The organism is Micromonospora sp. BL1 (assembly GCF_003667485.1).
Lineage (GTDB): Bacteria > Actinomycetota > Actinomycetes > Mycobacteriales > Micromonosporaceae > Micromonospora > Micromonospora tulbaghiae.
In genome coordinates, this window is the sequence record NZ_RCVK01000401.1 from 1 (window position 1) to 9,388 (window position 9,388).

The following is a 9,388-nucleotide window of genomic DNA, read 5'->3' on the forward strand; positions in this document are numbered from 1 at the left end:
CGCCGAGGTGCTGCGCCTCGACCCGCCGGTACGGGTCACCCGCCGGGTCGCCGCCGGCCCGCTGAGCCTGGGCGACCAACCGGTGCGCGCGGGGGAGCGGCTGCTGCTGCGGTTCGACGCCGCCAACCGCGACCCGGCGGCCTTCCCGGAGCCGGACCGCTTCCGCGCCGGCCGGGCGAACGCCGCGCTGACGTTCGGCGCCGGCCCCCGCGGCTGCCCCGGGCAGCGGCACGCGCTCGCCCTGGCCGCCGGCGTGGTCGGCGTGCTGCGCCGCCGCTGCCGTCCCGCCGTCCCGGCCCCTGACGTCCCGACGACCCGACTCGAGGTGATCCTGCGATGACCGACCGGTACCGCGCATTCCGTGACCTGCACCAGCGCGGCGAACCGCTGCTCCTGCCGAACGCCTGGGACCACGCCTCCGCCGCGGCGCTCGCCGCCCGGGGCCACCCGGCGATCGGCACCACCAGCCTGGGCGTGGCGGCGGCGGCCGGCCGGCCGGACGCGGTCCGCGCCACCCGCGCCGAGACGCTGGAGCTGGCGTACCGGCTGCGGGACCTGCCGGCGCTGCTGACGGTGGACGTCGAGGACGGCTTCCACGACGACCCGGCGGAGGTCGCCGGGTTCGTGGGCGAGCTGGCCGCGCTCGGCGTGGTCGGCGTGAACCTGGAGGACGGCCGCCCGGACGGGCGCCTGGCCCCGGTGGAGCACGTCGCCGCCGTGATCGCGGCCGTCCGCGCCGCCCTGCCGCAGATCTTCGTGAACGCCCGCACCGACGCCTGGTGGCTGGGCGTGCCGTCGCCGCTGGCCGAGGCACGACGGCGGGCGGCGGCGTTCCGGGCCGCCGGCGCCGACGGCCTGTTCGTGCCGGGCGCGCCGGACGACCTGGTCGGCGTGCTCGCCGCCGAGGTGGGGTTGCCGTTGAACGTGCTCCACCGGCCGGGCGGCCCGGACCTGGCCGCCCTCGGACGGCTCGGGGTGGCCCGGGTCAGCACCGGATCGCTGCTGTTCCGGGCCGCGCTCGGTGCCGTGCTGCACCTGACCGACTCGATCGGCGCCGGGCGCGACGCGGGCCTGCCGCCGCCGCCCGGGTACGAGGAGGTGCAGGCGCTGGTGCGGCCGTCCGCCACCTGATCGGGCACTTCGGGGGAGATGGGACGATCGCCACCCTCTCGGCTCATTACGGTGTGTGCAGGCCCAATCACGCCGTGTCCTGACCGAGAGGGGACGGAGACCATGCGAGTGCCCAGCCGCAGCCCCGGTCGCCAGCCCGGTCCCGCCGTCACGTCCACCGCTCCCGCCCGGCGGGTGCCCGCGGGTGGCCGGCGCGTCGGCGCCGGGCCGGACCTGTCCGCGTACCGGGCGGCGGTGGCGGAACTCCTGGTCGAGGTGGGCGCGCTCGCCGACGCGCCGTCCACCACCGCCCGTCAGGTGCTGCTCGACCAGCGGCTGCGTGAACCGGCCATCGCCGCCGTCCTCGACGCCACCCCGCAGGGGCTGATCGGCGCCCGGGAGACGCTGTTGCTGGAGATGGCCCGCTACCAGCCCAACGCGCGCAGCTCGGCGCAGGACCTCACCGCGCTGGTCCGGATCTACCTGCTCTCCCGCGTCGACGTGCTCTGGTGGCGGGACAGCCCGACGTTCCTCACCGACGACCAGGTACGCGCCAGCACCGAACTGGTCGACCTGGAATGGCTGCGCCGCCGCGGCCTGCTGGAGTTCCGCTACCAGGAACAGGCCGCCACAGTGGTGGGACGCGGGCTGCGGGCGGTCCGGCGGCGGCTGCGCCCGGACGCCACCCCGCGTACCGCCGGGCTGCTGTTCCGCCGGGCCCGCCGCGAGATGATCGGCTTCCTCAACGACCTGGCCCGGGAGTTCACCGCCGTGGCACCGGACGGCACGCCGCCGCTGTGGGTGACCAGCCTGGCCCGCAGCGCGGAACACCAGTACCGGCTGCGCCGCCTCGGGTACGCCGCGATGGTGCCCAGCGGGCACTGCCTCGGCTGGGCCGCCGACGTCGAACTGGAGTGGTACGACCGCTTCGGCGCCCGCCCGGCGCTCGCCGGGCTGCTGCTGGCCCGTCAGGACGCCGGTGAGGTGAACGTGGTCGACGAGGGACAGGCCTGGCACGTGTGCCTCGCCCCGGACGCCCGCCGCCGGTACCGGCGGGCGTACGAGGCCGAGATGGGGGTGTGACCCGGTGTGCGGGATCGCGCTGAGCATCGGCCCCGAGGCGGATCCGGCCACCTTCCGGCGGATGCTCGCCGCGCTCGCACCGCGCGGTGAGGTCACCGAGACCCGGCAGGAACACGGCCTCCTCGCCGGCGTGCGGCGGCTGAAGATCGTGGACCGGGAACGGTCCGTCCAGCCGTGGATGTCACCGGACGAGCGGCACCTGCTCTGCTTCAACGGCGAGATCTTCAACCACCACGAGCTGCGCGCCGAGCTGACCCGGCTCGGGCACCGGTTCCGCACCACAGGCGACACCGAGGTGGTGCTCACCGCGTTCCACCAGTGGGGCGGGAACGCGGTCCGCCGGCTGCGCGGCGAGTACGCCTTCGTGATCGTCGAGCGGGACACCGGCCGGGCGTACCTGGCCCGCGACCCGCTCGGGGTCAAGCCGCTGTACTGGTCCCTCCTGCCCGGCTGCCTGCACCTCGCCTCCGAGGTCAAGGCGCTGGTCGGGCACGGCGCGCCGATCGGCGAGGTGGCGCCCGGCCACCACGGCTGGGTCGAGCCCGGCCGCCCGGTCCGGCTCGGCCCGCACGTCGACCTGCTCACCCTCGGCGACGGCCTGCCGGTGATCGACGACCCGGACGAGGCCGCCCTGCTGGTCCGCGTCGCGCTCACCGACGCGATGCGCGCCCGGCTGGACACCGACCTCACCGTCGGCGTGGTGCTCTCCGGCGGCCTGGACAGCTCGCTGGCGCTGCTGCACGCCCGGGAACTGCACCCCGACTGCGTGGCGGTCACCATCGGCGTGCCGGAGAGCCCGGACGTCGCGTACGCCCGGCGGCTCGCCGCCGACCTCGGCGTACCGCACGAGGTGATCGAGCTGCGCCCACGCGACATCCGGCTCGCCGACGTCCGCGAGGCGATCCGCATCTCCGAGCTGACCGAGTACGGCGACATCATCAACGCGGTCGTCTCCGTGCCGATCTTCCGGCGGCTGCGCGAGCTGGGCGTACGGGTGGTGCTCACCGGCGACGGCTCCGACGAGCTGTTCGGCGGGTACCCGATGTACCACCGGGTCGGACCGGAGCGGTCCCGCCGCCTGTTCCTGCACAAGATCCGCAACCTGTGCCGGACCGAGCTGCAACGGGTGGACCGGGCCAGCATGGCGCACGGCGTGGAGGCCCGCGTGCCGTTCCTCGACCTCAGCGTCGTCGAACTGGCCATGCGGCTGCCGCTGGGCGTGAAACTGCGCGACGGGCAGGAGAAGTGGATCGTCCGGCGGGCCTTCGCGGACGTGCTGCCGTCCTACGTCCGGCAGCGGCCGAAGAACCCGATGTCGTACTCGTCGGGGCTGCACGAGCGGGCCCGCCTCTACAAGCCGCTGTTCGCCCGGCTGCACCGCTCCTTCGGCTACGACCTGCTCGAACCGGTCCGCCGGGACTTCGACAGCGTGCTCACCCGCTGCGGCAACGACCTCGACCGGGCCATCGCGGAGGGCATGGCCCGGCCCGACTACACGGTGCTCGAACACGCCCGGGACCTGGTCGGTGCGGCCCGCTGGAACGCCGCGCCGATGGTCCGCCGGCTGGTCAACCCGCGCCGCACCCGAGGCGACGAGGCGCCCCTGCCCGGGTGAGCCCGGTCAGCGCCGTCACGCGGGTCAGCCGGTGCGCGGCCGCCGTTCCGGTCAGCGCCGCAGGTCGACGTCGGCGGCCGTGCCGGAGACCGGGTCGACGCAGTGGACCGTCGGGCCCGGACGCAACCGGGCGTCCGAGGCGTACCGCCGGGCCAGCTCCCGCTCGGCGGCGGCGTCGCCGCGGTCGGCGGCCACCAGCAGCGCGGCGACCTCGTCGACGAGCGTGAGGTCGGCGCCGGTCAGGTCCTCGGTCATCGCCCCGAACCCGTCCCAGAGCAGCACCTCGTCCTTGTGCCGGTGGGCCAGCTCCAGCAGCACGTAGTCGTGGACGAGCCAGTCGCCCCGGATCGGCAGCGACGGGTCCACGCCGTAGGTGTCCGGGTCGATCCGGCCCGCCCGGTACGCCAGCCACACCCGGGCCGCCGACTCGAAGTGCCCCGCCTCCGGGTCGATGTCGTAGCCGTCGAACGGCCGGTCGCCGGCCGGGTCCAGCTCCGGATCGGACCAGACCCAGCGCTCGCCGTCCCACCACTCGGCGACCACGTGGTCGTGGTGCCAGCCGGGCGCGAAGTAGCTCACGAACCCGATCCGGCTGCGAGCCGGGATACCGTGCTGGCGCAGCGCCGCGACGGTGAGCAGCGTGTGGTCCCGGCAGCAGCCGGCGACCCGCTCGGCGGCCGGGCGCTCGGCGGTCAGCGGCAGCGGGAACCGGGACTGGTCGGCGTCGAGGATGCGGTCCATCCAGCGCAGGTTCACCTCGGCCCGGCGGACGTCCGGCAGCTCCACGCCACCGGCGCGGTAGTGGACGATCACGTTGCGGGCGATCGCCGCGACGGTGGGCAGGTCGGCGGGCACGGCGTCGAGCAGCGCCGCGTGGTGGCGGGGATCGCTGTACGGGGAGTGGGTCCGGTAGTCGTCGACGTCCATCCGGCCATTGTCGGCGCCGGACCCGGCCGGCGGGTGCCCGCTCCGTGCTCATTTTCGCGGCACCCGAATGTCAGGTCCGATCACCGCCAGCGCCGCGTTCCGCGCCGCGCCAGGCTGGGACCGTGACGACCACCCGCACCGCGTTCCGGATCCACCCGCTGCCCGCCGGGACGCTCGCCGAGCTGCGACGCACCGGCCGCGACGCCACCGGGCAGCCGCCCGAGCACCGGCGCGCCACCGGCGGCGAGCCCCTGCGCTGCTGCCTTCGCGACGCCCGGCCGGACGAGGCGCTGCTGCTGTTCGGGTACGCCCCGCCGCTGCCGCCGGGCCCGTACCGCGAGGTGGGGCCGGTGTTCGCGCACGCCGCCGGCTGCGCCGGCCCGGACGACGTGACGGCGTACCCGTCCGGGTGGCGCGGACGCGAGCAGGTGCTGCGCGCGTACGACAGCCGGGGCCGCATCGTGGGCGGACGGCGACACGACGGCGGCGACCCGGAGGCGGTGATCGCGGAGCTGTTCGCCGACCCGGCGGTGGACCTGCTGCACAGCCGCAACGTCGTGTACGGCTGCTGGATGTTCGCCGTCGTGCGGAGCTGACCGGGTTCCGGATGGACATCGGCCGACGCCTCTTCTAGCGTCGCTGTCATGCGGAGGACCCTCATCGCCGGCGGGCTCGCGCTGCTCCTGCTCGGCACGGCCTGCGGGGAGAGCCGCCGGTCCGACCCGCCGGCCGCGGCCGGCTCACCGACCGCCTCGCGGCAGGACCCGGGGCAGGTCGAACGAACCCTGGCCAGCCTCCGCAAGATCGACGATCTGCCGATGTACGAGATGACGTACGACGGCGACTACGACCCGACCGCCGGGCTGGCCGGGTCGACGCCGCCGAGCCCGTTCGGCTGCTCGCTGTTCGCCGCGCTCGCCGACCGCGACCGGCCGGTGTTCGCCCGCAACTTCGACTGGGAGCCGAACCCGGCGCTGGTGCTGCGCACCGACCCGCCGGACGGGTACGCCTCGATCTCGCTGGTCGACATCTCGTACCTGGGCGTGGCCGCCGACCCGACGGGGGACCGGCGGCTGCTGGACGCGCCGCTGCTGCCGTTCGACGGCATGAACGAGCGGGGTCTCGCCGTCGGGCTGGCCGCCGACGACGGGGCGCGCGCCGAGCCGGTGCCCGGCCTGCCGAAGGTGGGCTCGGTGCGCATCCTGCGCCTGGTGCTCGACTCGGCCGCCACTGTCGACGAGGCGGTCGCCGTGTTCAAGCGCTACAACCTGGACTTCGACGGCGGGCCGCCGCTGCACTACCTGCTGGCCGACGCGACCGGCGCGTCCGCTGTGGTGGAGTTCGTCGACGGCAAGCTCACAGTGGACCGGCGACAGGGCCCGTGGCAGGCGCTGACGAACATGCCGGCCGTGGGTGTGCCGGACCGGGAACTGCGGCAGGACCACAGGTACGGGGTGCTGGCGAAGGAACTGGACCGCACCGGTGGGGTGGTCGACACGGCCGGGGCGCTGCGGCTGCTGAACGCGGTACGCCAGTCGCACACCCGCTGGTCGGTGACGTACGGGCTGCGCAGCGGCGAGGTGCGGGTAGTGACGGCGGGCGGCGGCACCCGCGACTACCGGCTGCCGATGAGCAACTGACCACGGCCGCTCAGACGATCGGCTGCCGGTACCTGGCGGCGAGTGTGGACAGGTCGGGCTCGCCGAACCGCTCGACGAGCGCCGCGAACCGGTCGACCTTGTCCGCGCCGAAGCGCCGTACGGCCACCGCGTAGGACGCGGCGGAGACGAACGACGGCGGCGTGGTCTTGCTGTGGAACTTGTCGGCGTACATCACGAGGTGTTCCTCGACGGTGACGGCCGTGTAGTCGGCGGCCGGGATCGGCAGCCCTTGCCGGCGGACGTCCGCCCGGGTGATCCCGACGCCGGTGTGACGGGAGCAGAACCGGGCGATCACCTCGGGCAGCCCCGCCTCCCGCGCCAGCGCGTGGCCCAGCACGCCGTGCCGCACGTAGTTCCGCTCGTCGATCCGCCCGTCCGCGTCGTAGAGGCGGTAGACCCCGATGTCGTGCAGCAGGCTGCCGGCCCGTACGACGGCGGCGTCCGCGTCCACACCGCTGCGGTCGAGCAGTTGTCCGGCGATGTCGCACACGATCCGGCAGTGCGTCCAGACGAGGCGCATCGCCTCGCGGGACGGCGCGAGGCGTTCGTGCAGCGCCCGGATCCGGGCGTCGCCCGGCACCGCCGTCCGGTCGTCGATCGTCACCGGCACGTGTCCGTTCCGGTCCCGGGACCGCACCGGGCCCGGTGCCCCGAGGGGAGCACCGGGCCCGGCCACGGTCAGCGGGTCACCAGCTCAGGTAACCGGCCTGCGTCTGCACGTTCAGCTCGGGCACCAGCAGGAACTGGGCCAGCCAGGTGCGCGGGTCACGCAGCTCCAGCACGTCCAGTCCCTTCTGGATGTCGCTGGAGTAGATGTGGCCGTTGTACCAGTAGGCCGACCAGGAGCCGCCGGTACGCAGCTGCGAGGCGTCCAGCGGCCCGCGCTCCCAGTAGGCGATCTCCTTGGGCTTGCGCGAGTCGGTGAAGTCCCACACCGAGATGCCGCCCTGGTACCAGGCCTGGACCATGATGTCGCGGCCGGGCACCGGGATCAGCGAGCCGTTGTGGGCCACGCAGTTCTCCGTGTCCGTGTTGACGCGGGGGATCTTGTAGTAGCTGCGGAACTCCAGCTTGCGGGCGTCGCCGCGGCCGGTGATGTCGTAGATGGCGTCCGCGCCGCGGTTCGGGCCGACCACCTCGTTGCAGGTGGCCGCGCCGCCGCCGCCCAGCTCGTCGGTGAAGACGACCTTGGTGCCGGCGTTGTTGAACGTGGCCGAGTGCCAGAACGCGAAGTTCTCCGCGTCGGTGACCCGCTCGATCACCCGGGGGGCCTCACGGTCCTTGATGTCCAGCAGGACGCCGTCACCCATGCAGGCGCCCGCGGCCAGGTCCTTCGACGGGTACGCGGTGATGTCGTGGCAGCCGGTGGTGGCCGACGACTGGCCCGGGACGCCCGGGTAGCCGCCGTCCGGGAACAGGTTCGGCGTGGCGACCACGGAGGCCGTCGTGGGGCTCTTCACCGGCACCTTGACGATGGAGATGGAGTCGTGCGGCGGCTGGCAGTCCGGGAACTCGGCCCGCGGGCTGTACGAGGAGACGTACAGGTAGACGTTCCGCTTGTCCTTGCCGGGCACCAGGGTGTGGGTGTGCGAGCCGCACGCCGTCTCCACCGACTTGATGTAGCGCGGGTTGCGCTTGTCCCGGATGTCGAAGATCTTGATGCCCTCCCAGGACTCCTTGACCGACGCCGGCTGGGTGGTGCTGGCGCAGGAGTCGTCGCTGCGGGAGGAGTCGGTCGACAGGAACAGCAGGTTGCCGTGGACCGAGATGTCGTTCTGCGAGCCGGGGCAGAGCACCTGCGACACGATCGTCGGGCGGTTCGGGCGGGAGACGTCGTAGACGACGAACCCGTCGTAGTTGCCGACGAACGCGTACCGCCCCTGGAAGGCGATGTCGGTGCCGAGGGCGGCCGAGGTGTCGAACGGCGCCTGCTTCGGCAGATTCGCCACCTGACGCAGGTTGGGGCTGCTGGAGATCTCGTCGACACCGGGGACGACGTTGTCCACGGTGGCCGGCGCGGCCTGGGCGCGGGGAATCTCCTGCGCGCTGCTCGGGGGCGCGGTGAACACGCCGGCGAGCAGCAGGCCGGCGGCGGCCAGGCTGACGATCCGGATGCGGGACGTGCGGATGTTGATCATCGGCAACACCCTTCGAAAGGGGGTCATGATTCGCCACACCTTACCTATTGACGACGCCCATCAATGTGAGCTGGGTCACACTAGGGAACTTTCGTCTATGGATAGGATCGCTGTCACCTTGACCGGAGGAGGCGTCGTATGACCAGCCGGCAGGCGCGAGTGTGGGTGGGCGTCACAGCACTGGTGACCCTCGTGGTGGTCGGCGCGCTGACGCTGACCGGGCGCGACGACGACGCCCGTACCCCGGAGGCTGCCGGAACGGTCGCGGTGGCCGAGCCGAGCGCGAGCGCCGTCGCGTCGGCGCCACCCGTGGTGGTGCCGGGGCGGCCGGGAGAGCCGGCCGCGACCCGCGCCGCCGAGCAGGTCCGGGGCGCCACCACGCCGCGGTGGAACAGCCTCGACGTCTGGTACGTCCGGATGATGATCCCGCACCACGAGCAGGCCCTGGAGATGGCATCGCTCGCGCCCGAGCGCGCCGCCGACGCGCGGATCCGTGCCGTGGCCGAGCGGATCCGCGCCGCGCAGGGTCCGGAGGTCGGCCTGCTGCGCGCCTGGCTCAGCACGCGCGACCTGCCCGCCGACGTGCCCGGGCACGACCACGGCAGCATGCGCGGGATGCAGTCCGCCGAGGCGATGCGGCGGCTCGCGGACGCGCGCGGCGCGGCGTTCGACCGGCTGTTCGTGCAGATGATGTCCGACCACCACCGGGGCGCCATCGTCATGTCCACCGACCTGCTGAAGGTCGGCGCCGACCAGCCGATGCAGGAGTTCGCCACCGCGGTCGCGGTCGAGCAGTCCGCCGAGATCACCCGCATGCAGGCCCTCCTGACCCCCTGACCCGCCCTCACCCACCC

10 protein-coding genes are annotated in these 9,388 nt (G+C 73.9%); 7 read left to right on the forward strand and 3 right to left on the reverse strand.

Annotated features, from left to right (window positions below):
• The 4 genes from EAD96_RS29595 to EAD96_RS29610 form a co-directional block, all read left to right on the forward strand.
• Window positions 1-340, forward strand: a 340-nt coding sequence (locus tag EAD96_RS29595; protein ID WP_147457956.1) for a cytochrome P450, incomplete at its 5' end; no start/stop codon positions are given.
• Window positions 337-1,131, forward strand: a complete 795-nt coding sequence (locus EAD96_RS29600) for an isocitrate lyase/phosphoenolpyruvate mutase family protein (RefSeq protein ID WP_121686544.1) — start codon at window positions 337-339, stop codon at window positions 1,129-1,131. The genes EAD96_RS29595 and EAD96_RS29600, both read left to right, overlap by 4 nt.
• 102 nt (window positions 1,132-1,233) lie before the next feature.
• Entirely contained in the window at window positions 1,234-2,193 is a 960-nt protein-coding gene (locus tag EAD96_RS29605; protein ID WP_121686545.1) for a hypothetical protein, read from the forward strand.
• A gap of 4 nt (window positions 2,194-2,197) precedes the next feature.
• On the forward strand, window positions 2,198-3,808 hold the full coding sequence (locus tag EAD96_RS29610) for an asparagine synthetase B (protein ID WP_121686546.1): 1,611 nt from the start codon (window positions 2,198-2,200) through the stop codon (window positions 3,806-3,808).
• Window positions 3,809-3,859: 51 nt separating this feature from the next.
• Here EAD96_RS29610 and EAD96_RS29615 read toward each other — a convergent pair whose 3' ends face one another.
• Window positions 3,860-4,735 (reverse strand): transglutaminase domain-containing protein, encoded by an 876-nt coding sequence (locus tag EAD96_RS29615; protein ID WP_121686547.1) that lies wholly within the window; start codon window positions 4,733-4,735, stop codon window positions 3,860-3,862.
• Between the two features lie 122 nt (window positions 4,736-4,857).
• Between EAD96_RS29615 and EAD96_RS29620 the strand changes: the two genes are divergently transcribed.
• Window positions 4,858-5,331, forward strand: coding sequence for a DUF1203 domain-containing protein (locus EAD96_RS29620; protein ID WP_121686548.1), 474 nt, complete (start codon window positions 4,858-4,860; stop codon window positions 5,329-5,331).
• Between the two features lie 48 nt (window positions 5,332-5,379).
• Window positions 5,380-6,375 (forward strand): carcinine hydrolase/isopenicillin-N N-acyltransferase family protein, encoded by a 996-nt coding sequence (locus EAD96_RS29625; RefSeq protein ID WP_121686549.1) that lies wholly within the window; start codon window positions 5,380-5,382, stop codon window positions 6,373-6,375.
• Window positions 6,376-6,385: 10 nt separating this feature from the next.
• On the opposite strand, the gene EAD96_RS29630 is transcribed toward EAD96_RS29625, so the two are convergent.
• Window positions 6,386-7,006: an HD domain-containing protein gene (locus EAD96_RS29630; protein ID WP_121686550.1), complete on the reverse strand. Its 621-nt coding sequence runs from the start codon at window positions 7,004-7,006 to the stop codon at window positions 6,386-6,388.
• A gap of 76 nt (window positions 7,007-7,082) precedes the next feature.
• Window positions 7,083-8,534: an LVIVD repeat-containing protein gene (locus EAD96_RS29635; protein ID WP_121686551.1), complete on the reverse strand. Its 1,452-nt coding sequence runs from the start codon at window positions 8,532-8,534 to the stop codon at window positions 7,083-7,085.
• Window positions 8,535-8,672: 138 nt separating this feature from the next.
• Between EAD96_RS29635 and EAD96_RS29640 the strand changes: the two genes are divergently transcribed.
• Window positions 8,673-9,371, forward strand: coding sequence for a DUF305 domain-containing protein (locus EAD96_RS29640; protein ID WP_121686552.1), 699 nt, complete (start codon window positions 8,673-8,675; stop codon window positions 9,369-9,371).
• Window positions 9,372-9,388 lie beyond the last annotated feature (17 nt).